The sequence below is a fragment of the Oerskovia flava genome, from assembly GCF_026163685.1.
In the GTDB taxonomy this organism is placed as follows: Bacteria; Actinomycetota; Actinomycetes; order Actinomycetales; family Cellulomonadaceae; genus Oerskovia_A; species Oerskovia_A flava.
Genome location: NZ_JAOXSR010000002.1, coordinates 442,719 through 468,674, shown reverse-complemented (window position 1 = coordinate 468,674; position 25,956 = coordinate 442,719). Strand labels below are relative to the sequence as shown.

General features: G+C 73.3%; 20 protein-coding genes. 13 read left to right on the top strand and 7 right to left on the bottom strand.

Going from position 1 to position 25,956, the window contains the following annotated elements:
• Window positions 1-101: 101 nt before the first annotated feature.
• The gene (locus OHL10_RS06825; RefSeq protein WP_265521416.1) at window positions 102-506 is read left to right on the top strand and encodes an Rv2175c family DNA-binding protein; all 405 of its coding nucleotides are present in this window, start codon (window positions 102-104) and stop codon (window positions 504-506) included.
• A gap of 7 nt (window positions 507-513) precedes the next feature.
• Here OHL10_RS06825 and OHL10_RS06820 read toward each other — a convergent pair whose 3' ends face one another.
• Window positions 514-1,623 (bottom strand): polyprenyl synthetase family protein, encoded by a 1,110-nt coding sequence (locus tag OHL10_RS06820; RefSeq protein WP_265521415.1) that lies wholly within the window; start codon window positions 1,621-1,623, stop codon window positions 514-516.
• 37 nt (window positions 1,624-1,660) lie between these two features.
• A complete protein-coding gene (locus OHL10_RS06815; protein WP_265521414.1) occupies window positions 1,661-2,362 on the bottom strand; it encodes a hypothetical protein in 702 nt (233 codons plus the stop codon).
• Between the two features lie 145 nt (window positions 2,363-2,507).
• Here OHL10_RS06815 and OHL10_RS06810 point away from each other — a divergent pair, with 145 nt between their 5' ends.
• From OHL10_RS06810 to OHL10_RS06800, 3 genes are all read left to right on the top strand, one after another.
• Window positions 2,508-3,635, top strand: a complete 1,128-nt coding sequence (locus OHL10_RS06810; RefSeq protein WP_265521413.1) for a DUF4192 domain-containing protein — start codon at window positions 2,508-2,510, stop codon at window positions 3,633-3,635.
• A 98-nt stretch (window positions 3,636-3,733) separates the two neighbouring features.
• Complete coding sequence (locus OHL10_RS06805) at window positions 3,734-4,126, top strand: universal stress protein (RefSeq protein ID WP_265521412.1); 393 nt, start codon at window positions 3,734-3,736, stop codon at window positions 4,124-4,126.
• A gap of 297 nt (window positions 4,127-4,423) precedes the next feature.
• Window positions 4,424-5,959 (top strand): RNA polymerase sigma factor, encoded by a 1,536-nt coding sequence (locus tag OHL10_RS06800; RefSeq protein ID WP_265521411.1) that lies wholly within the window; start codon window positions 4,424-4,426, stop codon window positions 5,957-5,959.
• A gap of 95 nt (window positions 5,960-6,054) precedes the next feature.
• Here OHL10_RS06800 and OHL10_RS06795 read toward each other — a convergent pair whose 3' ends face one another.
• Entirely contained in the window at window positions 6,055-6,258 is a 204-nt protein-coding gene (locus OHL10_RS06795) for a DUF7455 domain-containing protein (protein ID WP_265521410.1), read from the bottom strand.
• A 130-nt stretch (window positions 6,259-6,388) separates the two neighbouring features.
• On the opposite strand from OHL10_RS06795, the gene OHL10_RS06790 reads away from it, so the two are divergent.
• From OHL10_RS06790 to OHL10_RS06775, 4 genes are all read left to right on the top strand, one after another.
• Entirely contained in the window at window positions 6,389-8,518 is a 2,130-nt protein-coding gene (locus OHL10_RS06790; protein WP_265521409.1) for a DNA gyrase/topoisomerase IV subunit B, read from the top strand.
• A 67-nt stretch (window positions 8,519-8,585) separates the two neighbouring features.
• Complete coding sequence (locus tag OHL10_RS06785) at window positions 8,586-9,050, top strand: DUF4430 domain-containing protein (protein ID WP_265521408.1); 465 nt, start codon at window positions 8,586-8,588, stop codon at window positions 9,048-9,050.
• Window positions 9,023-9,607, top strand: a complete 585-nt coding sequence (locus tag OHL10_RS06780; protein ID WP_265521407.1) for a DUF6580 family putative transport protein — start codon at window positions 9,023-9,025, stop codon at window positions 9,605-9,607. Before OHL10_RS06785 ends, OHL10_RS06780 begins: the two co-directional genes overlap by 28 nt.
• A gap of 22 nt (window positions 9,608-9,629) precedes the next feature.
• Complete coding sequence (locus OHL10_RS06775) at window positions 9,630-9,998, top strand: DUF2200 domain-containing protein (RefSeq protein WP_265521406.1); 369 nt, start codon at window positions 9,630-9,632, stop codon at window positions 9,996-9,998.
• A 36-nt stretch (window positions 9,999-10,034) separates the two neighbouring features.
• On the opposite strand, the gene OHL10_RS06770 is transcribed toward OHL10_RS06775, so the two are convergent.
• Window positions 10,035-10,478, bottom strand: coding sequence for a VOC family protein (locus tag OHL10_RS06770; RefSeq protein ID WP_265521405.1), 444 nt, complete (start codon window positions 10,476-10,478; stop codon window positions 10,035-10,037).
• Window positions 10,479-10,490: 12 nt separating this feature from the next.
• Window positions 10,491-11,144, bottom strand: coding sequence for a dihydrofolate reductase family protein (locus OHL10_RS06765; protein WP_265521404.1), 654 nt, complete (start codon window positions 11,142-11,144; stop codon window positions 10,491-10,493).
• A gap of 375 nt (window positions 11,145-11,519) precedes the next feature.
• On the opposite strand from OHL10_RS06765, the gene OHL10_RS06760 reads away from it, so the two are divergent.
• A complete protein-coding gene (locus OHL10_RS06760; RefSeq protein WP_265521403.1) occupies window positions 11,520-13,685 on the top strand; it encodes a DEAD/DEAH box helicase in 2,166 nt (721 codons plus the stop codon).
• A 33-nt stretch (window positions 13,686-13,718) separates the two neighbouring features.
• On the opposite strand, the gene metH is transcribed toward OHL10_RS06760, so the two are convergent.
• The gene (gene metH / locus OHL10_RS06755; protein WP_265521402.1) at window positions 13,719-17,303 is read right to left on the bottom strand and encodes a methionine synthase; all 3,585 of its coding nucleotides are present in this window, start codon (window positions 17,301-17,303) and stop codon (window positions 13,719-13,721) included.
• A 102-nt stretch (window positions 17,304-17,405) separates the two neighbouring features.
• Here metH and OHL10_RS06750 point away from each other — a divergent pair, with 102 nt between their 5' ends.
• Window positions 17,406-18,581 carry a GNAT family N-acetyltransferase gene (locus OHL10_RS06750; protein WP_265521401.1) on the top strand — a complete coding sequence of 392 codons (1,176 nt, stop codon included), beginning with the start codon at window positions 17,406-17,408 and terminating at the stop codon, window positions 18,579-18,581.
• A gap of 80 nt (window positions 18,582-18,661) precedes the next feature.
• On the opposite strand, the gene OHL10_RS06745 is transcribed toward OHL10_RS06750, so the two are convergent.
• Window positions 18,662-21,124 carry a DNA gyrase/topoisomerase IV subunit A gene (locus tag OHL10_RS06745; RefSeq protein WP_265521400.1) on the bottom strand — a complete coding sequence of 821 codons (2,463 nt, stop codon included), beginning with the start codon at window positions 21,122-21,124 and terminating at the stop codon, window positions 18,662-18,664.
• Window positions 21,125-21,291: 167 nt separating this feature from the next.
• Here OHL10_RS06745 and OHL10_RS06740 point away from each other — a divergent pair, with 167 nt between their 5' ends.
• From OHL10_RS06740 to OHL10_RS06730, 3 genes are all read left to right on the top strand, one after another.
• Entirely contained in the window at window positions 21,292-24,099 is a 2,808-nt protein-coding gene (locus tag OHL10_RS06740) for a bifunctional acetate--CoA ligase family protein/GNAT family N-acetyltransferase (RefSeq protein WP_265521399.1), read from the top strand.
• A 61-nt stretch (window positions 24,100-24,160) separates the two neighbouring features.
• Window positions 24,161-24,763: a DUF5998 family protein gene (locus tag OHL10_RS06735; protein WP_265521398.1), complete on the top strand. Its 603-nt coding sequence runs from the start codon at window positions 24,161-24,163 to the stop codon at window positions 24,761-24,763.
• Window positions 24,763-25,938 carry an alkaline phosphatase family protein gene (locus OHL10_RS06730; RefSeq protein ID WP_265521397.1) on the top strand — a complete coding sequence of 392 codons (1,176 nt, stop codon included), beginning with the start codon at window positions 24,763-24,765 and terminating at the stop codon, window positions 25,936-25,938. The genes OHL10_RS06735 and OHL10_RS06730 overlap by 1 nt, the downstream gene beginning before the upstream one ends.
• The last annotated feature ends 18 nt before the right edge of the window (window positions 25,939-25,956 follow it).

Genomic DNA, 25,956 nt, shown 5'->3' with positions numbered 1-25,956 from the left:
GGCCGTCAACCGGTGAGGTTCGCCGCGGTTCGTGTGTGTCGTGGGGAGGCCGTCGGGAGATCCGGGGGACGGCGGGGGCAGGACGGCCGTAGGCTGTCCCCGTGAACGACCTGGACGCCCTCGTGCCCGCATGGCTGACCCTCCCCGACCTGGCGGAGGCGATCGGCGTCGACGTCGGTCGCGCCCGCCACCTCGTCCAGGAGCGGCGGGTGGTCGGTGTCCGGCGCGGGGAGCGCAGCACCTTCCAGGTGCCCGCGGCGTTCCTCGTGGCCGAGCACCTCGCCGAGCCGTCGCAGGCGGCGACCCCCGACGCGTCGGCGGCGGGTCAGGCCGTCCTCGGTCCGTTGCAGGGCACCATCGTCGTCCTCACCGACTCCGGGTTCTCCGACGAGGAGATCATCGAGTGGCTCTTCACCCCGGAGGACGAGCTGGGGTCGACCCCGATCGACGCCCTGCGCGAGGGGCGCAAGACCCACGTCCGGCGGATCGCCCAGACCCTGGCCTGAGTCCGGCTCAGGCGGCGCGCTCGACGGCGGCCCGGGCCAGCCCGGCCACCATCGAGGCACCCGGCTCGTGCAGGTCGGCGGCGGCGAGCGCGGCGAGCGCGACCTGCGTGAGCTCATCGATGAGCAGCTCCACCGCGTCGACCGCTCCCGTGTCGACCAGGATCTCCCGCAACGCGTCGATCCGTCCCTGGTCGAGGTCCGGGCTGCCCAGCGACCCGAGCAGCAGCGCGCGCTGCGCGGGCGTGGCGCCGCGCAGCGCCCGGGAGACGAGGACGGTGCGCTTGCCCTCGCGCAGGTCGTCGCCGGCGGGCTTGCCCGTCACCTGCGGGTCGCCGAAGACGCCGAGGACGTCGTCGCGCAGCTGGAACGCCTCGCCCAGCGGGAGTCCGTAGACGCGGACCGCGGCCAGGGCGGCGTCGTCGGCCCCGGCGAGGGCGGCGCCGAGCGTCAGGGGGTGCTCCACGCTGTAGCGTGCGGACTTCGCGCGGATGACGGTCCGAGCGCGTTCCTCGTCCGCCGCGGGGTCGGTGCCCCACGGCAGCACCTGCGCCAGCATGTCGAGGTACTGCCCGACGGTGACCTCGGTCTCCATCCGGTCGAAGATCTCTCGCGCCGAGGAGGCGACGGCGTCCGGGAGCCTGTCGAGGGCCCCGGTGATCTCCCGCTGGCTCGCGATGAGGGCGAGGTCCCCGAGCAGGATCGCCGCGGACGACCCGAACTGCTGCGCGTCACCTGTCCAGCCCTGCTGGCGGTGGCGGGCGGCGAACGCGCGGTGCGCCGTCGGCCGCCCGCGGCGTAGGTCCGAGCCGTCCATCACGTCGTCGTGGAAGAGCGCGGCGGCCTGGAAGAGCTCGAGCGCGGCGCCGGTACGCACGATCGCCTGGGCGGCAGGGCTCTCCGGCGCGCCCCCGTGCGCACGCCAGGACCAGTAGCAGAACGCGGCCCGTAGCCGCTTGCCGCCGTGCAGGAGCTCGTCGCTCGCGCCCGCGAGGGGCGCGGCGTCCGGGCTGATCGCGGCGAGCTCGTCGCGCAGGTGGCCGAGGACCTCGTGCAGGGCGGCGTCGACGCGCGAGCGGACGTCCTCCCGGTCGACGAGCCGGGCAGTCGCAGAAGGCATGACCGCAGCCTAAGCCGTGCCGGACCAGGGCCGGGCGTCAGCCGGACCCGGCCGCGAGGACTCGACCGCTGATGGTGACCAGTCGTGTCGTCTCGTCGTCGAGGACTCCGACGACGACGGTCTCCGCTGTCGGCCGCCCGCCCTGCTCTTCGTCCCCGTCCCCGACGGACCCGCCGCCCGCGTCGTCGAGGGGGCGGACGAACGTGACGTGCGCGTCCAGCGCGCTGAGGGCGTCGGACGGCGAGACCGAGAAGTCCGCCTCCGTGAGGACCTCGGTGTACAGCTCGACGATGCTCTCGGCGGAGGCCTCGGTGCGCAGGTTGAGGGTCAGCGACTGCCAGACGCCGTCGGTGTCGTCGGTGTCGTCGGTGCCGTCGGGGCCGGAGCTCGCGGAGCTCGCGAGCAGGTCCGCCCCGTCCGGGACCGGGAGCAGGTCGGCCGGGAAGCCGGGCGCGAGCTCCCCGGCGGTCGTCGAGCCGTCGTACTCGGGCATGGTCGACGTCGGGGTCGGCTCCGGCGCGTCCGGGCCTGCCTCTGCACCCGTCCCGGCGCCGTCGGTCCCCGTGCCGTCGGTCCCCGTGCCGTCGGATCCCGCGCCGTCCGTCGAGGTCGGGGAGGGAGCTCCCGAGGTGGCGTCGCAGGCGCCGAGGGCCACGAGGAGCAGCGTGGCGGTGCCGAGGGCGCACGCGACGCGCACCGCACGACCGGTACCGCTTCCGGACCTCCAGGGCTCTCGCACGCCCCATACCGTAGCCACCCGCGAGGGCGCGGTGTGCACCGCTCCGCACGGACGCCGGGGCGGGACGTCGACCACAGGGACGGGCGACGATCCACAGGACGGTTCCGGCACCGGGGTCGGGGCGCGCAGCGGCTGGGATGGCGCCATGACCACCACGATCAGGGCCCGCGGGCCCCGCGAGCTCCTCGCCTACGTCCCCTACCGCCTGGGCTACCGGCCCGCCGACAGCGTCGTCCTCGTCAGCCTGCGCCCGCCTCGCGGCCGCATCGGGCTCGTGGCGCGCGCCGACGTCGACGACCTGAGCGACCTCGAGCACGGGCCCCAGCTGGCGCGGTCGCTCGTGACGCACCTGTGCGGCGACGGTGCCGCTCGTGCCGCGCTCGTCCTGTACTCCGACGTCCCGCTGCGGGGGAGCGTACGGGGCGCGCGCGAGCGTGCGGCGGTCGAGCACGCCCGGGAGGCCGCCGAGCCGTTCCTCGGCGACGTCGAGGCGTGGGTCGTCTCGTCGAGCGGCTACTACGCCCTCGACTGCACGGACGACGACTGCTGCCCCCCGCTCGGACGGCCCCTGCGCGACCTGGAGGGCAGCGAGATCAGCGCGCACATGGTCCTCGCGGGCACGACCGTCGCGGACTCCCGTGCCGCGTCGTTCCTCATCCGCCCCGCACCGGGTGAGCTGCGTCGTCGGGCCGCCCGGGCCGCCGCGCGGTGGCGGCGCCGGGGCGAGGAGGCGAGGGCCGTGCCGGGCGCGTCAGCGGACTGGCAGGCGGACGGGCTCGACGCCTGGCGCCGGGCGGTCGCCCTGGCCGAGCGCGGCGACGGTGGAGGATCCGTGCTCCCGGCGGCCCTGCTCGGCCGTCTGGAGGCGGCCCTCGGGTCCGTCCCCGTGCGGGACGCCGTGCTGGTCTCCCTGGTGCCCGGGACGGGCGACCTGTCGGACCGCACGGTCGGTGGCGGCGACGTCGACGAGGGCACCAGCCGGGCGATCGGCGCGATCGTCGACCCGCGGTCGGCGGTCGAACCCGACGAGGACCTCACCGCACCGGCGCGGGCCGTCCTCGAAGCGGTCGTCGCGCACGGCGCCCGCGGCGCGCAGGCGCCCGCACTGACGCTCCTCGCCGTCCTCGCCTGGTGGCACGGCGACGGCGGGCGGGCCGGCGAGCGTGCCCGCGCGGCGCTCGAGCACGACCCCGGGTACCGGCTCGCGCTGCTCCTGGACCGGGCGCTCGACGCCGGGGTGCCACCGGGCTGGGCGCGGGCCGCCCGGGTGTGAGAGGTGAGGTTCGGCGTGGGTTCGGGTACCGTCACGGTCACACGATCGAGCGCGGGCATCCAGCCCGCGCCCTGCCCTGAGGCATGACGGAGGACCCCTTGACCATCGTCGTCGGATACCTGGCCACCGCAGAAGGGCGCGAAGCGCTCGAGACGGCTGCGCTCGAGGCCCGTTCGCGGGACGCCGAGCTCGTCGTCGTCGTGAGTGCCAAGCAGACGACGGGTGACGGCGACGTGGAGCGTCTCCGCGCGGAGATCGCGACGGTCGCCGACGTCCCCGGCGCGGAGGGTGTCTCCCACCGTGTCGTGGTCGGTGGCAACGACGTCGCCGAGGACCTCGTGTCGACGGCCGAGCAGCTGAGCGCCGAGCTCATCGTCATCGGGCTGCGGCGCCGCAGCCCGGTGGGCAAGCTGATCCTCGGGTCGAACGCGCAGCGCATCCTGCTCGACGCGCCCTGCCCGGTCCTGGCCGTCAAGCCGCACCGCCCGTAGCCGTCGGCGACGAGCGGCCGTGAATCGACCGCTGCGGGAATCTTTCACCCGCCCGGCTCGTTGAGACGTGTACGACCGGGGATCATCCCCTCGGGGCCCCCGACGTCCGCCGCGCCGCGACCTGCTGCCGCGCGCAGAGCGTCCTGCGGGGCCGTGCGTACCCGCCGCGACAGGCCTTCCACAGGACTGTGCGAGGCGTACGCCGCTCCGGTCGGTACAATAGAGAAGTCCGCTGGAGCCCCGACAGCACCGGCCCAGCGGTTCATCGCCCCTCAGTGATTGCCGAAAGGTCGGTTTGTGGCGCCCTCCACCCAGACTCCCGCTCTTCCCCGCGAGTTCGAGCACCCCGCTCTTCAGGACCTCCTGCGACGTGGCAGCGCGAACGGCCGCGTCGACGCCGAGAGCTTCCGTGCCGCGTGCGAGAACGCGGACGTCAGCGACGCCAAGCGCCTCAAGGCGGTGTACCGAGCGCTCGCCGGAGCCGGCGTCGAGGTCGACATCCCCACGAAGGTAGCGGCCGCCGCGGCTCCCCGGACCACGACGTCGAGCAAGGTCCGTGCGACCGCCGCGAAGACGGCGCCAGCGAAGCCCGCCGCCGCGACCTCCACCGAGGCCCCGGCCGCGGCAGGTGACGAGGCGGACGCCGAGGCGCCCGCGGCGGCACCTGCGAAGACCGCCGCCCCCCGCAAGCGGGCGGCGGCCAAGGCCGCACCCAAGACCGCTGCCCGCACGCCGCGCAAGCGCGCCGGCGCGGCCGACGTCCCGACGGGCGATGCGGACGCTCCTGAGGCGGACGACGAGACGCCCGAGGACGGCGCCCCCGCCGTTGCCGGCAAGGGTGAGGAGCCCGACGAGAGCCGCGGCTTCGTCGTCTCCGACGCCGACGACGACGACGCACCCGTCCAGCAGGTCGTGACCGCGGGCGCCACCGCGGACCCGGTCAAGGACTACCTCAAGCAGATCGGCAAGGTCGCGCTGCTGAACGCCGAGCAGGAGGTCGAGCTCGCCAAGCGGATCGAGGCCGGCCTGTTCGCCGAGGAGCGGCTGAGCTCGGGCGAGGAGTTCGCCCCGAAGCTGCGCCGTGAGCTGCAGTGGATCGCCGGCGACGGCAAGCGGGCGAAGAACCACCTGCTCGAGGCGAACCTGCGTCTGGTCGTCTCGCTCGCCAAGCGGTACACCGGCCGCGGCATGCTGTTCCTGGACCTGATCCAGGAGGGCAACCTCGGTCTGATCCGTGCGGTCGAGAAGTTCGACTACACCAAGGGCTACAAGTTCTCGACGTACGCGACGTGGTGGATCCGGCAGGCGATCACCCGCGCGATGGCGGACCAGGCCCGCACCATCCGTATCCCGGTGCACATGGTCGAGGTCATCAACAAGCTCGCCCGCGTCCAGCGGCAGATGCTCCAGGACCTGGGCCGCGAGCCCACCCCGGAAGAGCTCGCCAAGGAGCTCGACATGACCCCCGAGAAGGTCGTCGAGGTCCAGAAGTACGGGCGTGAGCCGATCTCGCTGCACACCCCGCTCGGCGAGGACGGCGACAGCGAGTTCGGTGACCTCATCGAGGACTCCGAGGCCGTCGTCCCCGCGGACGCCGTGAGCTTCACGCTCCTGCAGGAGCAGCTGCACCAGGTCCTCGACACGCTCTCCGAGCGCGAGGCCGGTGTGGTCTCCATGCGGTTCGGCCTGTCCGACGGCCAGCCGAAGACGCTCGACGAGATCGGCAAGGTCTACGGCGTGACGCGCGAGCGCATCCGTCAGATCGAGTCCAAGACGATGTCGAAGCTGCGCCACCCGAGCCGGTCGCAGGTCCTGCGCGACTACCTGGACTGAGCGCACCGCACGGCTCCGTGCGCGTGCCGCACGACGACGAGGCCCCGCCCGGTTCTACCGGGCGGGGCCTCGTGCTGTTCGGGGGAGGGGGCGCCTCAGTTGGAGCCCGCGCCGTGCTCCGCGTGGAGACGGTCGGTCTCGTCCTGGACGTGCGTCGCCACGTCGGCGTACGCGGGCGAGTGGGCACGGGAGTGGTGGCCGCAGAAGAGCAGCTCTCCCGTGGGCAGGACCACGCGGACGTACGCCTGGGCCCCGCAACGGTCACACCTGTCGGCAGCGGTCAGCGGTTCTGTCGTCATAGCAGTCACGAGACCATGTAACCACCTCGTGCCGTTCTTCACGTGCTCCGGAGGCCCGGGTTCGCTCCGCGCGTAGAGCGACGGCGGGCCGCGCACGGTTTGTGGGCAGCCTCGTCTAGGCTGATGCACCGTGACGACCACCTCTGCCGAGTCCAGCTACACCGCCCGACACCTCTCGGTGCTCGAGGGGCTCGAGGCGGTCCGCAAGCGCCCCGGGATGTACATCGGGTCGACCGACTCCCGCGGCCTCATGCACTGCCTCTGGGAGATCATCGACAACTCGGTCGACGAGGCGCTCGCGGGCAACTGCGACCAGATCGAGATCGTGCTGCACGCCGACACCTCGGTCACGGTCAAGGACAACGGCCGCGGCATCCCCGTCGACGTGGAGCCCAAGACGGGACTGTCAGGGGTCGAGGTCGTCTTCACCAAGCTGCACGCCGGCGGCAAGTTCGGCGGTGGCTCCTACACGGCGTCGGGCGGCCTGCACGGTGTCGGTGCGTCCGTGGTCAACGCACTGTCGGCGCGCCTCGACGTCGAGGTTGACCGCGGTTCGAAGACGCACCGGATGACCTTCCACCGCGGAGAGCCCGGCCTCTTTGCCGACGGCGCGGCCGGGCCGTCGCCCGAGTCGCCCTTCACCCCCTTCGTCGACCACTCCGAGCTCACGGTCGTGGGCAAGGCTCCGCGCGGGCGCACCGGGACGCGAGTGCGTTACTGGGCGGACCGGCAGGTCTTCCCCAAGAGCGCGGTCTTCTCCTACGACGAGCTCGTGACCCGGATCCGCCAGACGACGTTCCTCGTCCCGGGTCTGGCCATCACCCTGCGCGACGAGCGCGGGCTGCCGGGCACACCCGGCCAGGACGGCCCGCACGAGGAGCGCTTCCTCGCCACGGGCGGCACCGTCGACTTCGCCGACTTCCTCGCCCCGGACACGGCCGTCACCTCGACCTGGCACCTGACCGGCACCGGGTCGTTCAAGGAGACCGTTCCCGTCCTCGACGACCGCGGCCACCTGAGCCCGCAGGAGGTCACGAGGGAGTGCGAGGTCGACGTCGCGCTGCGATGGGGCACGGGCTACGAGACCGAGGTCCGGACGTTCGTCAACATCATCGCGACACCGAAGGGCGGCTCCCACCTGCGCGGCTTCGAGGCAGGACTGCTGAAGGTCGTCAGCAAGGCCGTCGAGTCGAACGCACGCCGGCTGAAGGTCTCCACGAAGGACGGCGCGGAGAAGATCGAGAAGGACGACGTCCTGGCCGGCCTCACCGCAGTGCTCACGGTGCGCCTCGCGGAACCGCAGTTCGAGGGGCAGACCAAGGAGGTCCTCGGGACGGCGCCGGTCCGGGCGATCGTGGCGCGCGTCGTCGAGCAGCAGCTGGGCGCCGTCCTGACGTCCAGCAAGCGTGACGACAAGGCGCAGGCCTCGCTCCTGCTCGACAAGGTCGTCGCCGAGATGCGGGCGCGCATCACCGCGCGCAAGCAGAAGGAGATCTCGCGGCGCAAGAACGCCCTCGAGTCGTCCTCCCTGCCGTCGAAGCTCGCCGACTGCCGCAGCGACGACGTCGCCCGCAGCGAGCTGTTCATCGTCGAGGGCGACAGCGCGCTCGGCACGGCCAAGCTCGCCCGCAGCTCGGACTTCCAGGCCCTGCTGCCGATCCGCGGCAAGATCCTCAACGTCCAGAAGGCCTCCGTCAGCGACATGCTCCGCAACGCGGAGTGCGCGGCGATCATCCAGGTGATCGGCGCCGGCTCGGGTCGGTCCTTCGACCTCGAGGCCGCGCGCTACGGCAAGATCGTCCTCATGACCGACGCCGACGTCGACGGCGCGCACATCCGGACCCTGCTCCTCACGCTCTTCTTCCGCTACATGCGACCGCTCGTGGACGCCGGGCGAGTCTTCGCGGCCGTCCCGCCGCTGCACCGGATCGAGGTCATCGGCTCGGGCAAGCGCAAGAACGAGTACGTCTACACCTACTCCGAAGCCGAGCTCGTGTCGACGATGAAGAAGCTCGACCGCGCCGGCAAGCGCTACAAGGAGGACATCCAGCGCTACAAGGGCCTCGGTGAGATGGATGCCGACCAGCTGGCCGAGACCACCATGGACCCGCGCCACCGCACCCTGCGTCGTGTGACGGCCGAGCACGCCGAGGCCGCCGAGCGGGTGTTCGAGCTGCTCATGGGCTCGGACGTCGCCCCCCGCAAGGACTTCATCATCGCTGGGGCGGCCGAGCTGGACCGCGCCCGCATCGACGCCTGACCACGCGTCGCGTCCGCCTGTCGGTCGACCGGGACGCGACGTCGTCGGCGCTCCGTAGGCTGTGCGCGTGACTCTCCGAACCTTCCGCGAGGCGCCCGCGCGCTCGTTCACCGTCCTGACCTCCCTCCTGCTCGCCGCAGGCCTGCTCGTGGGCTGCTCCGCGTCGGGGAACGACGAGGCGTCCGCCTCCCCGACGGTCTCGGAGAGCACGGCGAGCGAGGAGACGTCCGAGGCTCCGCAGGACGACGCCGACGAGCAGGACGAGCCGACCGGGGAGGCCCCGGAGCTCTCCTACGAGGGCCGGGAGGGGAGCACCGCGCTCGAGCTTCTCCTCGAGGCCGACCCGTCGGCCGAGGTGTCGGGCGAGGGGGAGAACGCGTTCGTCACGGGGATCGACGGCGTGTCCGCCGACCCGGACGGCGAGTTCTGGGCGCTGTACGTCAACGGCGAGATGGCTACCGTGGGAGCCGGCTCGCTCGACACCGAGGACGGGGACGAGATCACGTGGAAGCTCGAGACGTTCACCTCCTGACGCGCTGGTGGCGACCTGCGCTGGTCGTCGCCTTCGCGGTGCTCGCCGTCGTGTGGCGGCTCGTGCGCGCGGACCTCGGCGCGCCGCCGAACCTCGAGCTCGTCACGGCCGCGACGTTCATCGCGACCGTCCTGCTGCGCTCGCGCTGGGCGTTCGTCGTGCCCCTGGCTGTCACGGTCGTCTCGGACGTCGTGCTGGGCAACACCGCCATCGCGCTCTTCACCTGGAGCGCGTGGCTCGTCGTCGGGCTGGGCTCGCTGCTCGTCGGTGACCGGCAGGGCTGGCGCCGGGTCGGCGCGGGCGCGGTGTTCGGCGTCGGTGCGTCGCTGTGGTTCTTCGCCTGGACGAACTTCGGGGTCTGGCTCCAGAGCCGCGGCACCTGGTACCCGGCGGGCGTCGAAGGGCTCGTCGCGAGCTATGTCGCCGGGCTGCCCTTCCTGCGGACGATGCTGATCGGTAACCTCGTGCTGCTGCCGCTCGCCGCCGGTGTGACACTGCTCGTCGAACGTCTGGAGACCGCCCACGGACTCGCTGCCGTCGCGGTCCGCCACGCCTGAGGCGGGCACGGAGGAGGCACTGATGACACGCCCGCGAATCTTCGGGATGAGCTTCGCCAGCATCTACCCGCTCTACGTGACCAAGGTGGAGCGCAAGGGCAGGTCCCGAGCCGATGTCGACACGGTCATCACCTGGCTCACCGGCTACGACGCCGCCGGGCTCGAGAAGGTGATCTCCGACGAGGTCGATCTCGAGACGTTCTTCGACCAGGCGCCGGCGATGAACCCGAACGTGTCGCTCATCACGGGCGTGATCTGCGGCCATCGTGTCGAGGACATCGACGACCCGCTCCTGCAGAAGATCCGTTTGATGGACAAGCTGGTCGACGAGGTCGCACGCGGCAAGAAGATGTCCTCGGTCCTGCGTGGCGAACCGTCCGTCGCCCCGTAGCGCGGCTCGCGGCCCCGACGACCGGAGAGGGTAGGGTCAGGGCCCGATCTGCTCGGCCAGCGCGACGATGATCCCGCCCGGGCCGCGCAGGTAGCAGAGCCGGAACGCGTCCTCGAACCGGGTGATCTCCCCGACGAGCTCGGCCCCGTGGCCGCGGAGGCGTTCGACCGTGTCGTCGATGTCGTCGACGGCGAACATCACGCGGTGCAGGCCCAGCGTGTGGGGCGGCGCGTCCCGCAGGCCGGCCTCGACCGGCGGCGGGGAGTCGTACCGGACCAGCTCGAGCCGGCCCGGACCGTCGGGCACGCGCATCATCGCGATCTCGGAGCGCATCCCGTCGAGACCGACGACGCGACCCGCCCACTCCGCCTCGATCGGTGTCCTGCCCTCGAGCTCCATCCCGAGCTCGAGGAAGAACGCCACCGCCGCGTCGAGGTCGTCGACGACGACGCCGACGTTGTCCATCCGCTGGATCGCCATGTCGTGCCCCTCTCAGGCGTCGTGCTCGGCACTCGCGACGCCCCGGGCGGGTGCGCTCATGTCACCCGTCCCGGGCGTGCCCTCCGCCAGACCGTAGCGCAGGAGCACGGTGCCCTGGGGGCTGGCCGTGGGCGGTTCGAGGAGGGTGAGGTTGGTGGGCACCGCGCCGCCGTCGAACAGCGTCTTGCCGACGCCGAGCACGATCGGGTGCACCCACAGGTCGAGACGGTCGAAGAGCTTGTCGCGCAGGAGCGTCTGCACCAGGTTCAGGCTGCCGACGACCTTTACGTGCTCGTGCCGGTCGCGGACCTCGCGCACGGCGCCCGCCAGGTCGGGCCCGAGACGGGTCGACCCTGCCCAGGGAAGGTCCGGCGTCCCGCGGGAGGCGACGTACTTGGGGACGCGGTTGAAGAGCGTCGCGATGTCGTCGTCGTCCCCACCCTCCTGGTGGGGCCAGTACGCGGCGAAGATGTCGTACGTGCGCCGGCCCAGCAGGAGCGCGTCCGTGCCCGCATACGCGGCGGCCACCTGCGCCCCGGCGACGTCGTCGAGCAAGGGTGCCTGCCAGCCGCCGAACGGGAACCCCTCAGGGTCCTCGTCCGGGCCGCCGGGCGCCTGCCCGACGAGGTCGAGGGTCGTGAACAGCTCGATCTCGATGGATCCCATGGTCCGCTCCGGTTCGCTCGTCGTCTCTGGTCCCAGGGGTAGACCCGATCGCGCCGGTGAACTCATCGGGTTGCCTCGTCAGACCCGTGCGCGGCGGTAGACTCCAGGTTCTCCGGCGATCGAGCGTCGCCACGTCCGTGGCGCGCGGTGGTCCCCGGAGACTCCCGGCTACGTGTCGCCATCGGCGCGAGCACGGGTCCGCGGGGCCGGCGCAGGCGGGGACGCTGCGCGGTGACCCGGCGGCCGATCGGAGCGCCCTGGCCCGGGCTTCCTGCCTCACGGGCCGGTGTCCGGCGTCCGACCGGTCCTGGGCGCGCGGGCGCGGCACGGCGCATCGCGCCGCGGTCGCGGGAGGGTTGCAGCGAAGGAGGAGATGTGGCACGACCAGGCCAACGCCGGTCCGGCCGCGCGCGGACGGGGTCCGGCGCCCCGGGCCGCCGCGCCCCGCGGCCCGCGGAGCAAGGGATCATCCCGGTGCTCGCGGACATCGCCCGCGAGGTCGACGGCGCCGTGCAGCGACCGCCGACGCGCCCGGTGGTCCGCACGAAGTTCCAGGTCGTCGCGCTCCTCGTGCGGGAGGAGCGGGCCCGGGTACGGGCCGACGCCGCCCTGACCGAGTCCCAGCGGGTCCAGCAGCTCAAGCGTCTCGACGGGGTGGCGACGCTGCTGGCGAAGATCGCTGCCCGGGACACCTCGCTGCTCGAGCTGCTCGCCGAGGACGCCCGGGTCTCCGAGGGGGCACGCACCTTCATGGCGACCGTGATGCGCGCCGGCGGGCTGGAGCCGCCCGAGGAGCCCCCGCCGGCCGCGCCGCCCGCGCCGGTGCCCGGTGCGGAGAAGCGGGTGGTGCCCCTCTCGGTGATCTCGCGCCAGCGGGCGAACCCGTTCCTCGCCCCCGACTTCGAGGCTGCGGCCGAGCGGCGGGCCCCGCGGGCCCGCCGACTGGCAGGCTGGGAGCTGCTCGAGCCGCTCTTCCGGTCCTTCGAGTACGCCGACCCCGGCGCACCGGCCTGCATGCCGCTTCCTGTGCCACGCTCGGTGTCCGCTCCGCAGGGCCGGACGCTGATGCCGCACCAGGCACAGGTCGTCGAGGCCGCGGCTCGCGGCCACCGCACCTTCCTGCTCGCCGACGAGCCCGGGCTCGGCAAGACCGCCCAGGCGCTGCTCGCCGCCCAGGCGGCCGACGCCTACCCGCTGCTGGTCGTGGCGCCCAACGTGGTGAAGACGAACTGGGCGCACGAGGTCGGGATGTGGTCGCCGCAGCGTCGCTCGACCGTTGTCCATGGCGACGGCGAGCGGGTCGACGGGTTCGCGGACGTCGTGATCGTGAACTACGAGCTCCTGGACCGGCACGTCGGCTGGCTCGGCGACCTCGGTTTCCGCGGCATGGTCGTCGACGAGGCGCACTACATCAAGAACAAGGGTTCTCAGCGCTCCCAGCACGTGCTCGCCGTCTCCGAGCGGATCCGGGAACGGACCGCCCGGCCGCTCCTCATGGCGCTCACCGGCACCCCGCTGATCAACGATATCGAGGACTTCCGGGCTATCTGGCAGTTCCTCGGGTGGATCGACGACAAGAAGCCGCTCGCCGCGCTGCTGACCGCGCTCGAGGAGACCGGGCTCACCCCGGCCGACATGGGGTTCTACTCCGCCGCCCGGGCCGCCGTGATCGACCTGGGCATCGTGCGGCGTCGCAAGTCCGAGGTGGTCGCCGACATCCCCGCCCGGCGGGTGGCGGACCTGCCGGTCGAGCTCGACGGCGCCGTGGGACGATCGATCCGGGCCGCCGAGACCGCGCTCGCCCGCCGACTGATCGGCCGCTACCGGTCCGCCGTGGAGGCGCGTGTCGTCGACGCCGTCGACGACCACGACGCCGCCGCCGACGGGGTCGACCTCGCCCTCGCACGCAGGGTGGCGGCGTCGGAGCTCAAGGACTCGAGCTCGCGGGCCGGTGGCGAGAACGTGTTCACGATGGTCCGCCGGATCGGTCAGGCCAAGGCCGGACTGGCGGCCGACTACGCCGCGCAGCTCGCCCGCAACGTCGGCAAGGTGGTGTTCTTCGCCAAGCATGTCGACGTGATGGACCACGCCGAGCAGGTCTTCGCGGACCGCGGCATCGGCTACGCCTCCATCCGCGGTGACCAGTCGACCACGGTGCGCGAGAAGAACATCGCCGCGTTCACGCAAGACCCCGACGTGTCGATCGTGGTGTGCTCCCTGACGGCCGCCGGAGTGGGGCTGAACCTCCAGGTGGCCTCCAACATGGTGCTCGCCGAGCTGTCGTGGACGCACGCCGAGCAGACCCAGGCCATCGACCGGATCCACCGGATCGGCCAGGCCGAGCCGGTCACCGCGTGGCGGATCATCGCGGCCCAGACCATCGACTCGACGATCGCCGAGCTCATCGACAGCAAGTCCGGGCTGGCCGCACGGGCACTGGACGGGGCGGGCGACGACGACGTCTCGTCGTCCACCGACGTCCAGCTCGACGCCCTCGTCGCGCTGCTCTCCGACGCGCTCGCCGCCGAAGGGATCGACTGAGCGACCCGTCGGTGATGCTCGCTCCCGCGAGACTCAGACGGAGAAGTACGTCGCCTCCGGGTGGTGCAGGACGAACGCGTCGGTGGACTGCTCGGGGTGGAGCTGGAGCTCGTCGGACAGCACGACGCCGACGCGGTCCGGCCGCAGGAGCTCGACGACCTTGCGGCGGTCCTCCATGTCGGGGCACGCGGGGTAGCCGAGGGAGAACCGTGCGCCGCGGTACTCGAGCTTGAACATGCCCTCGGCGGTCTCGGGGTCCTCCTCGGCGAACCCGAGCTCGGCGCGCACCCGCGCGTGCCACATCTCGGCGAGCGCCTCGGTGAGCTGGACGGACAGGCCGTGCAGCTCCATGTACTCGCGGTACTTGTTCGCGGCGAACAGCCGTGCGGTGTGCACGTCCACGGTGTCGCCCACGGTGACGAGCTGCACGGGCAGCACGTCGAACCGGCCGGTCTCCTCGACCCAGGACCGCGGCCTGACGTAGTCCGCGAGGCACAGGTGCCGGTCGCGGCGCTGCCGCGGGAACGTGAAGCGCAACCGCTCGGTGCCGGGCTCGCCGCCCGACCCGCCGTCGGGCGCGCCGAGGCCGGCCAGCCCCGCGCCGTGGTGGGCGACGACCACGTCGTCGCCCTCGGACCACACGGGGAAGTACCCGTAGACCACCGACGGGTCGACGATGCCGTCGGTGCGGATCTGCTCGAGCCACGCGTTGAGGCGGGGACGACCCTCGGTCTCCACCAGCTCCTCGTAGGACGCCCCGGCGTCGCCGCGCCCGGGCTTGAGGCCCCACTGGCCCATGAACGTCGCGCGCTCGTCGAGGTAGGCCGCGTAGTCGGCGAGCTGGATCCCCTTGACGATGCGGGTGCCCCAGAACGGCGGTGCGGGCACCGGGTTGTCGGAGGCGACGTCGGAGCGCGCCGGCAGGTCCTCCAGGGGCGTCTGCGTGACGGTCGCGACGGCGTGGCGGCGCTTCTTGAGCGGCGGCAGCCCGACGGCGTCGGGCGCCTCACCGCGCGCGATCCGCACGAGCGGCTCCATCAGGCGCAGGCCCTCGAACGCGTCGCGCGCGTACCGGACGACGCCGGGGAACTCGCCCGCGAGGTCGTCCTCGACGTAGGTACGGGTGAGAGCGGCGCCGCCGAGGAGGACGGGCCAGCGGCCCGCGAGGCCGCGAGACGTGAGCTCCTCGAGGTTCTCGCGCATGACGACCGTGGACTTCACGAGCAGCCCCGACATGCCGATGACGTCCGCGTCGTGCTCCTCGGCGGCGTCGATCATCGCGCTGATCGACTGCTTGATGCCGATGTTCACGACCGTGTAGCCGTTGTTGGTGAGGATGATGTCGACGAGGTTCTTGCCGATGTCGTGCACGTCGCCGCGCACGGTCGCGAGCACGATGGTGCCCTTCGTCGCCGTGTCGGCGTCGTCGAGGCGTTCCATGTGCGGCTCGAGGAGCGCGACGGCGCCCTTCATCACCTCGGCCGACTGCAGGACGAAGGGCAGCTGCATCTGGCCCGACCCGAAGAGCTCGCCCACGGTCTTCATGCCGGCGAGCAGGTGGTCGTTGACGATGTCGAGGGCCTTCATGCCGTCCGCGAGGGCCTCGGAGATGTCGTCCTCGAGACCCTTGCGCTCGCCGTCGACGATCCGGCGCTCGAGGCGCGGACCCACCGGCAGCGCCGCCATCTCGGCGGCCCGCGCGTCCTTGAGCGCCGCGGAGTCGACGCCGGAGAACAGGTCCAGCAGATGGGCGAGCGGGTCGTGCGTGAGGTTGCCCTCGTCGTCGTACCGGCGCCTGTCCCAGACGAGGTCGAGGGCCGCCTGGCGCTGTTCGTCGGGGATGGAGGCGAGCGGCAGGATCTTCGCCGCGTGCACGATCGCCGAGTCAAGGCCGGCCTGGACGGCCTCGTGCAGGAACACCGAGTTGAGCACCGTGCGCGCCGCCGGGTTGAGCCCGAACGAGACGTTCGAGACACCGAGCGTGGTGTGCACGCCCGGGTACCTGCGGACGAGCTCGCGGATCGCCTCGATGGTCTCGATGGCGTCGCGACGCGTCTCCTCCTGCCCCGTGGCGATGGGGAACGTCAGGGTGTCGACGATGATGTCGTCCAGCCGCACACCCCACTCGCCCGTGAGGGTGTCGATGAGGCGGGAGGCGATCGCGACCTTCGTGGCGGCGGTGCGCGCCTGGCCCTCCTCGTCGATCGTCAGGGCGATCACCGCGGCCCCGTGCTCGCGCACGAGGGGCATGATCCGGGCGAATCGGGAGGTCGGGCCGTCGCCGTCCTCGAAGTTCACCGAGTTCACGACGGCCCGCCCGCCCACGAGCTCCAGGCCCGCGCCGATGACGGCGGGCTCGGTCGAGTCGATGACGAGCGGCAGCGTCGAGGCGCTCGCGAGCCGCGAGACGACGGACCGCACGTCGGCGACGCCGTCGCGCCCCACGTAGTCGATGCAGACGTCGAGCAGGTGCGCGCCGTCACGGGTCTGGGCGCGCGCGATCTGCACGCACTCGTCCCAGTTCTCCGCGAGCATCGCCTCGCGGAACGCCTTCGAGCCGTTGGCGTTGGTGCGCTCGCCGATCGCGAGGAACGTCGCGTCCTGGCGGAAGTCGACGTGCGAGTACAGGCTGGCCACGCCGTTCTCCCGGACGGGTTCGCGGTGGGCCACCGGCCGGTCGCGCACGGCCTCCACGACCTGGCGCAGGTGCTCGGGGGTCGTGCCGCAGCACCCGCCGACGAGCCCGAGCCCGAACTCCGTGACGAACTGCGTGTGCGCCGCGGCGAGCTCTGCCGGGCTCAGGGGGTAGGAGGCGCCCTTCGGGCCGAGCACGGGCAGCCCCGCGTTCGGCATGCACGTCACGGGCACCTGCGCGTGCTTGGCGAGGTGGCGCAGGTGCTCGCTCATCTCGGCGGGGCCGGTGGCGCAGTTCAGGCCGATCGCGTCGACCCCGAGCGCCTGCAGCGTCGTCAGGGCCGCGCCGATCTCGGAGCCCATGAGCATCGTGCCCGTGGTCTCGACGGTCACCTGCACGATGACCGGGACCTCCCGGCCCTCGGCGGCCATCGCGGCACGCGACCCGTTGACCGCCGCCTTCGCCTGCAGCAGGTCCTGGCTGGTCTCCACGAGGATCGCGTCCGCACCGCCGTCGAGCAGACCCGCGGCCTGCTCCGCGAACGTGTCACGCAGGTGCGCGTAGGTCGTGTGCCCGAGGCTCGGGAGCTTGGTGCCCGGCCCCATCGACCCGAGCACCCAGCGGGGGTGCTCGGGCGTCGACCACGCGTCCGCCCGCTCGCGGGCGATCCGCGCCCCGGCCGCCGCCAGCTCCCGGATCCGGTCGTCGATGTCGTAGTCCGAGAGGTTGGACCAGTTCGCACCGAACGTGTTCGTCTCGATGCAGTCGACACCCACCTCGAGGTAGGCGTCGTGCACGGACGCGATGATGTCGGGACGCGAGACGTTGAGGATCTCGTTGCACCCCTCGAGCTGCTCGTAGTCCTCGAGGCTCGGGTCCTGGTCCTGGATCATCGTGCCCATCGCGCCGTCCGCGACGACGACACGGGTGCGCAGGGCCTCGGCGAAGGCGCGCGAGCGGGCGTTGGCGGTGCGAGTGGACATGCCCGCAGGGTAGACCGGGGGGCGCCGACGGGTGGGTGGGCGTCCGTCTGGTGTCGGGGATATTCAGATGCCCGACGCCGGTCGCGGCTCTAGCGTGGACCCATGGCCGATGCCCCCGCCGTCCCCGCGACCGCCCCCACCTCCGCCCCCGCCACCGATCCCGGCAGCGGTCCGGTAGCAGGAGAGTCACCGACGCCGCCCATCGCCGAGCGGGCCGCCGCGCCGTCGACGCTGCCCGAGATCACCGCGGGGGACCTCACCTGGCGGCCCGCTGCGGCTGCCGACGCGCCCGTGCTGCTGGCTCTGCGCAACCTCATCGCCGAGGCGGACGACGAGCCCTACCGCGAGACCCTCGGCGAGATGGAGGAGACGCTGAGCGCGCCGTGGCGCCGGTTCGAGAGCGACTCGCTCCTGGGGTTCGACGCCGACGGCGCGCTGCGGGCCTACGCGATGGTCGACTCGCCGCCCGCCGACGTGCGCACGGTGCGCGCGTTCCTGTGGGGCGGCGTGCACCCCGCCCGCCGCGGCGAGGGCATCGGCCGCGAGCTCTTCGCCTGGCAGGTCGCGCGCGGACGCCAGGTGCTGGCCGCCTCGGGCAAGGACGTGCCCGCCCGCCTCGCCGCCTACGCGGAGGACACCGGCCCCGAGGCCAAGCACCGGCTCTACCGCCGTGCCGGGTTCGTCGAGCGCCGGTTCTACGCCGACCTGCGGCGCGACCTCGCCGCCCCCGTCCCGGAGGTCACGCTCGACGGGTCGCTGCGCGTCGTGCCGTGGTCGCCCGATCTCGACGAGGCCACGCGGCTTGCCCACAACGACGCCTTCCGCGACCACTGGGGCAGCGAGCCGCGCGACCCTCAGACGTGGAACCACGGTCGCTCGGAGTTCGCCCCGCAGTGGTCCTTCTGCGTCGTCGACGACACCCCGGACGTCGAGGCGCTGCTGGCCGACCCGGACACCGACGCCGAGACCGCGACGGCGCTGCGCGAGGGCGCACCGCTCGTCGTCGGCTACGAGCTCGCGGCGCGCTTCGACGAGGACTTCCCGGTGCGGGGCTACACCTTCGGCTACACCGAGATCCTCGGGGCCCGGCGCGCCTACCGCGGCCGCAAGGTCGCCGTCGCGGCGCTCGCGGCCGGGATGCGTGCCTTCGCGGCGGACGGCATGCAGTACGCGGCGCTCGACGTCGACACGGCGAACCCCACCGGCGCCACCGGCCTCTACGCGAGCCTGGGCTACGAGAAGGTCAGTGGCTCGCGGATGTACTCCATCGAGCTCTGACCCGAGTGCTGTGGGCGGGATGGTGGTGTGAATCCGCCAGCGGATTCGCACCACCATCCCGCCCACAGCCGGGGGAGGCGTCAGCCGATGGCCGTGACGGGGCCGGGGAGGGGGACGCCCGAGCCGTCGCGGCGCTCGACGGGTGCGGGCAGGTCGACCGGCTGGCCGGCGGCGCCGACCGCACGGGCCGGGCCCTCGCCGACCCAGGCCAGGACGAGACGGTCCTCGCCCTTGAGGAAGCGCTGTGCGCGGACCCCGCCGGTCGCGCGGCCCTTACCCGGGTAGAGCTCGTACGGCGTGACCTTCGCCGCGCCGACCTGCGTCCCGGGGAGGGCGTCCGAGGAACCCGCGACCGTCACGACGGTCACCAGGTCGCGGACGTCCGCCGGGACGACACCGAAGAACGTGACCTCCTGACCGGCCGCGAGGCGGATGCCCGCCATGCCGCCGGCGGAACGACCCTGCGGGCGGACCGCCGTCGCGCGGAACGACAGCAACGAGGCATCCGAGCTGACGAAGACCAGCTCGTCGGTGTCCTCGGCCGGGGCGGCGCCGACCACGACGTCGCCGTCCTTGAGGGACACGACGTCCCAGGAGTCCCGGTTGGACGGGACCTCACCGGGCGCGAGTCGCTTGACCACCCCCTGCGCGGTGCCCAGGGCGAGCGACGGCGCGTCCGGGGCCAGCGAGACGATCGTCACGGCGGTCTCGCCCGGGTCGAGTGCGACGACCTCGCTGAGCGGGACGCCGCCCGACAGGCTCGGCGCGCCGTCGGTCGGCGGCAGGCCCGGCAGGTCGAGGACCGACACCCGCACGACGCGACCGCGGTTCGTGAGGAGGCCGACCTCGCCGCGGGCGCTCGCGAGGACCGACCCGCGCAGGACGTCGTGCGCGGCACGGGACCCGCTGCGGCCGGGAACCGAGCCGTCGGCGGTGCGGGCGAGCAGCCCGGTCGCGGAGAAGAGCACCCAGCAGGGGGTGTCCTCGACCTCGAGCGGGACCACGGTCGCGGCGGACGAGGACGGACCGGCGCCGGCGGACTCGAGCAGGATGGTGCGCCGCGGGGTGCCGTAGGTCTTGGCGACCTCGGTCATCTCGCTCGACACGACGCCGCGCAGCCGCGCCTCGTCGGCGAGGATCTCGGCGAGCTCGGCGATCTCGCGCTCGAGCGCCTCCTGCTCCTTCTCGAGCTCGATGCGGGAGAACTTCGTCAGGCGGCGCAGCTGGAGCTCGAGAATGTACTCGGCCTGGGCCTCCGACAGGTCGAAGACGTCCTGCAGCCGGGCGCGGGCGGTGCGCGCGTCGTCGCTCGAGCGGATCACCTGGATGACCTCGTCGATGTCGACGATCGCGACGAGGAGCCCGAGCACGAGGTGCAGGCGGTCCTGGCGCTTGGCGAGACGGTAGGCGCTGCGACGACGGACGACGTCGATCCGGTGCGCGACCCACACCTGCAGCAGCTCGCGCAGCCCGAGCGTGCGCGGCTGGCCCTCGACGAGGGCGACGTTGTTGATGCCGAACGAGTCCTCGAGCGGTGTGTACCGGTAGAGCTGCTCGAGCACGGCCTCCGGGTTGAAGCCCGTCTTGACCTCGACGACGAGCCGCAGGCCGTGCGACCGGTCGGTGAGGTCCGTCGCGTTGGTCACGCCCTGGATCTTCTTGGCCTTGACGCCCTCGGCGATCTTCTCGATCACCTTCTCCGGGCCGACGAGGTAGGGCAGCTCGGTGAAGACGATGCCCTTGCGCTTCGGGGTGACGTTCTCGATCCGTGCCGTCGCGCGGGTGCGGAAGGAGCCGCGACCCGTGCGGTAGGCGTCGCGGATGCCGTCGAGCCCGACGATCTTGCCTCCGGTGGGCAGGTCCGGGCCGGGCACGAACCGCATGAGGGCGTCGAGGTCCGCCTCGGGGTGCTTGATGAGGTGCTGCGCCGCGGCGACGACCTCGACGAGGTTGTGGGGCGCCATGTTCGTCGCCATGCCCACCGCGATGCCCGACGCGCCGTTGACGAGCAGGTTGGGGATCGCCGCGGGCAGGACCTCGGGCTGGGTGAGCTTGTTGTCGTAGTTCGGGACGAAGTCGACGACGTCCTCGTCCAGACCCGTCGTCATCGCGGTGGCCGACGTCGCGAGCCGCGCCTCGGTGTAGCGCGGCGCCGCGGGGCCGTCGTCGAGCGACCCGAAGTTGCCGTGGCCGTCGACGAGCGGCAGGCGCAGGGAGAACGGCTGCGCGAGGCGGACGAGCGCGTCGTAGATGGCCGTGTCACCGTGCGGGTGCAGCTTGCCCATCACCTCGCCGACGACGCGGGCCGACTTCACGTGCGCCCGGTCGGGGCGCAGCCCCATGTCGGCCATCTGGAAGAGGATCCGTCGCTGCACGGGCTTGAGCCCGTCGCGGGCGTCCGGCAGGGCGCGCGCGTAGATGACCGAGTACGCGTACTCGAGGAACGACCCCTCCATCTCGGAGGCGACGTCGATGTCGATGATCGTCTCGTTGATCTCGCTCGGGTCGAGCGGAGGTCTCGAGGAGGCGGATCTGCGCGCCATGTGTCGTCGGGCTCCTGCGGTCTCGCGTGTCGGTCGGGGGAATCGTCGTCGTGCCGGTGGCACCGTACCCGGTGCCGCCCACGTGGTCCTACACCGGTGGCTCCCATTGTCGCGGGGCGCGCGCGTGCGCACCCCGCGCCGCGCCGCGAGCACATAGCCTGGGTCGGGTGAGCACACCGACGTCAGGAGATGCCGAGGGCGCCGCGCGCTACCCCGTGGAGTGGGAGGCCGACGTCGTCCTGCGCGACGGGAGCACCACGCACCTGCGCCCGATCCGGCCCGACGACGCGCCCGCGCTCCAGCGCTTCCACGTCGGCCAGTCCGAGCGCTCCACCTACCTGCGCTTCTTCGCGGCGATGGAGCGGCTGTCCGACCGCGACCTCGTCCGGTTCACGACCGTCGACCACGACGACCGGGTCGCGCTCGTCGCCGTGCGCACGGGCGCCGAGAGCGACGAGATCCTCGGCGTCGGCCGCTTCGACCGCGTCGGCACGCACGAGGCCGAGGTGGCGTTCAACATCGCCGACGCCGAGCAGGGCCGCGGGCTCGGCTCCGTCCTGCTCGAGCACCTCGCCGCGGCCGCGCGCGAGCGGGGCGTGCGGCGGTTCACTGCCGAGGTGCTGCCGCAGAACGGCAAGATGCTCGCGGTGTTCAAGGAGGCCGGCTACGACGTCGAGCAGCACGTCGACGACGGGATCGTCACCGTGAGCATCGACCTGGACCCCACCGACCGGTCCCGCGCCGTCATGGCGGACCGCGAGCACCGGGCCGAGGCCCGCAGCATGCAGGGCCTGCTCTCCGCGCGCCGGGTCGTGCTCGTCGGCCCGCGGCCCGACGTCGTCGCGGCGGCAGCGTCCGCGGCGCCCGGCTCGGGCGTCTCGACGGACGAGCTGATCGCCCAGCGCGTCCTCGCCAACGCCCTCGGCGGCACCACCCACGAACGCGGCGGTACCGCCCACGAACCCGCCGGTACCGCCCACGCGCTCCCCGACGGCCAGGAGCTGCACGTCGTGGGCGTCACCGGGCCGCCCGCGCCGGGGGTGCGCTACTGGGCGGACCTCGACGACGTGCCCGGCCCTGCCGACCTCGCCCTGCTGGCGGTCCGCCCGCCCGAGGCGATCGACGCCGTGCGACGGCTCGCCCGGCTCGGCGTGCGGGGCGTCGTGGTCCTCTCGGGCGGGTACGCCGAGACCGGCCCCGACGGGCTCGCCCTCCAGCGCGAGCTGCTGCGCGTCGCGCACGGCGCCGGCATGCGGGTCGTCGGCCCGGCGAGCTACGGGCTGTTCACCTCCACGCCCGAGCACGTGCTGCGGGCGAGCCTCGCCGAGGACGTCCCGGCGCCCGGGTCGATCGGCTTCTTCTGCCAGTCCGCGCCGATGGCCGTCACCCTGCTCGCCACCGCCCGCCGCCGCGGGATCGGCGTCTCCTCGTTCGTCTCCGCGGGCCACCGTGCGGACGTCTCGGGCAACGACGTCATGCAGTACTGGCAGGACGACCCGAGCACGGCGGTCGCGTGCCTGTACCTCGAGTCCATCGGCAACCCGCGCAAGTTCTCCCGGATCGCCCGTCGGCTCGCGTCGGTCAAGCCCGTCGTCGTCGTCACCGCCGGACGGTCCGGCCAGGTCGTACCGCCCGGCCACGCGGTGCGCTCCACCCGCGCACCCCGGCGCACGCTCGAGGAGATGCTCCGCCAGTCCGGCGTCATCCGGGCCGACAACACCCACCACATGGTCGACATCGCCCAGCTCCTCGCCCACCAGCCCTTGCCCGCGGGACGCCGGGTCGGCATCCTCGCGAGCTCGGCGGCGCTCGCGGCCCTCGTCGCGGAGGCCGCGTCCTCGGCGGGCCTCATCGTCTCCGCGTCGTCCGACTTCCTGCCGGAGGACGCGGACGACGCGCAGGTCGTCAGCGCCGTCGAGGCGCTCTACGCGCCGGACGCGTGCGACGTCGTCGTCGTGGTGCACGTGCCGACCCTGCGGCCGGGACCGGGCCGGGTGAGCCGCGTCGTCGCGGAGGCGGCCGCGCGCACGGGGCGCCCGACCGTCGCCAGCATGCTCGGCCTGCACGGCATCACCGAGGCGCTCTCGGCGACGGCCCCCGACGGCTCGACCCGCTGCGTGCCCGCCTGCTCGACGCCCGAGGACGCCGTGGCGGCGCTCGGTGCCGTGGTGCGCTACGCGCGGTGGCGGGAGGCCGACCACGGGACCGTCGTACGGCCGGAGGGGATCGACAGCCCTCGCGCGCGTGCGCTGGTCGAGGAGCTGCTGGTGCCCGTCTCCGGCAGGCTCGCGCTGGACCCCGCCACCACCGGCCGCCTGCTCGCGTGCTACGGCATCGAGCTGTGGCCGTCGCGTCGTGTGAGCACCGCGGACGACGCCGTGGCCGCGGCCGAGGAGGTCGGCTGGCCCGTCGCGTTGAAGAGCACGGCGCCGGGGCTGCGGCACCGCGCGGACCTCGGCGGGGTACGCCTCGACATCGGGGACGCCACCGAGCTGCGGACGGACGTCGCGCAGATGCGGGCGACGCTCGGGTCGGTGCTGCCGGCCGCGGCGGAGGCCCCGCTCGAGGTCCAGCGCATGGCCGACTCGGGCGTCGCGTGCGTGATCCGGTCGACCGAGGACCAGCTGTTCGGCCCGGTCGTGTCCTTCGGTCTCGCCGGCGACGCGGTCGACCTGCTCGGCGACGTCAGCTACGGCGTGCCGCCGCTCACGCAGGTCGACGTCGGCGCCATGGTCCGCTCGGTCCGCGCCGCCCCGCGGCTGTTCGGGTACATGGGGACCGCCGTCTCGGACACCGCCGCCCTCGAGGACCTGCTCGCCCGGGTCTCGGTCATGGCCGACGACCTGCCCGAGCTGCGCAGCCTCGAGCTGTATCCGGTGGTGGTCGCGGAGCGCGGGGTGGCGGTCCTCGACGCCCAGCTCGTGCTCGCCGACGCCCAGCGCGCGGACGCCCTGCGGCGTGCCCTGCCCGGCTGACGTCCGGACGCCGGACGGGACGGGCTGGCACGCGCGCTCGCGCGGGTGGGAGAATGCGCGGGTGCCCTCAGCAACCTCCGACGCCTGGACCGACCTCACCGACCAGCTGCACCGTGCCGGCTACTACCCGGACCTCGTGCAGGACGTGCTCGACATCGCCGTCGCGGACGAGGAGATCGTCGCCCACCTCGTCCTGGCCGAGACGACCTTCGACGCCTCCGAGGTCCGTCGCCACCTGACGGTCCTGGTCCTGACGCCGACGCGTCTGGTGACCACCCACGTCGACGACCACCCCGCCGACAGCGAGAACCCGTCGGCGTCCGCGGCCGCGACCACCGAGTCCGTGCCGGTCACCGAGCTGCGCTCGGTGTCCCTCACCCACGTCGTCGCCGACCCGCAGACGCACCGCGCGGGCACCCCGCCCCTCGAGGTCACCCTCGCGATCGGCTGGGGCGCGGTCTCGCGCGTGGACCTGGAGCCCGCGCAGTGCCCCGACCCGAGCTGCGACGCCGACCACGGCCTGACCGGGCAGCTCACCCCGGACGACATCGTCGTGCGGGTCAGCGCCGAGGCCGAGGGCCGGGACGCGGTCCGTGCCGCCGTGGCATTCGCCCGCGTGCTCTCCGCCGCGACCACCGGCCGCACCGTGCGACGGGCGGGGTGATGTCGACCGACGTGTCGGCGCTTCCCCACGACCTGGTCCGGCCCCGGTACGGGACCGACAGCCTCGCCGGCGTGCTGCCCGGGGTCGCGGGCGCCCTCGGTGTCGAGCACGTCACCTCGACCGGGATCGACGCCGCGGACGCCTGCCGCGACCTGGGCCTGCCGGCGGCGGAGCGGGTCTGCGTCGTGCTCGTCGACGGGCTCGGGTACGCCAACCTCGCCGACCGGGCTGGGCACGCGCCGTTCCTGCGCTCGCTGCTGCCTGCCGCCCGGCGGCTGAGCACGAGCTTCCCGAGCACCACCGCGGCCGCGCTGGGGACGTTCGGGACGGGCACCGCCCCGGGGCGGACCGGGATGCTCGGGTACACCCAGCGCAACCCCGCCACGGGCGGCCTGGCCAACATGGTCTCGTGGGACGGCGCACCGCCTCCGGCCGAGCTCCAGCAGGAGCCGCCGGTGCTGCGGGTCGTCGCCGGCGCCGGGATCGCCGTCGCGTCGACCGGGCCGGCACGGTTCGCCGGGTCCGGCATGACGGTCGCGGCCCTGAGCGGCGGCACGTACCTGGCCGCCGAGTCGCTCGCCGACCGGGTCGACCGGACGGTCCGTGCGCTGCGCTCGCCCGGCCTGGTCTACCTCTACTGGGGAGAGGTCGACAAGGCGGGCCACCACCACGGGTCGGAGTCCTGGCAGTGGGGGGACGAGCTCGAGGCGCTCGACCGTGAGCTCGCCCGGCTCGCCCGCTCGCTGCCCACCGGGACGCTCCTGGTGATCACGGCGGACCACGGGATGGTCGACGTCGACCTCGCCGCCCGCTGGGACGTCGCAGCGACGCCCGAGCTCTCGCGCGACGTCGAGCTGGTCGGGGGAGAGCCCCGCGCCGTGCACGTCTACACGTCGCCAGGGTCCGCCGAGGCCGTCGCGTCCCGCTGGACCGACGTCCTGGGTGATGCCGCGGTCGTGGCGCTGCGCGACGACCTGGTGGACGCCGGGCGCTTCGGGCCGGGCACGAGCGATCGGGTCCGGCCCACCATCGGCGACGTGGTCGTGGCGATGCGCGGCCGGGCGACGGTCGTCGACACCCGGACGCAGACCGCGGCGTCGCTGACCCTCGTCGGGGTGCACGGCTCCTTGACCGCCCGTGAGATGCAGGTCCCGCTCCTCGTCGCGCAGGCGTGAGCGGCTCCATGACACGAA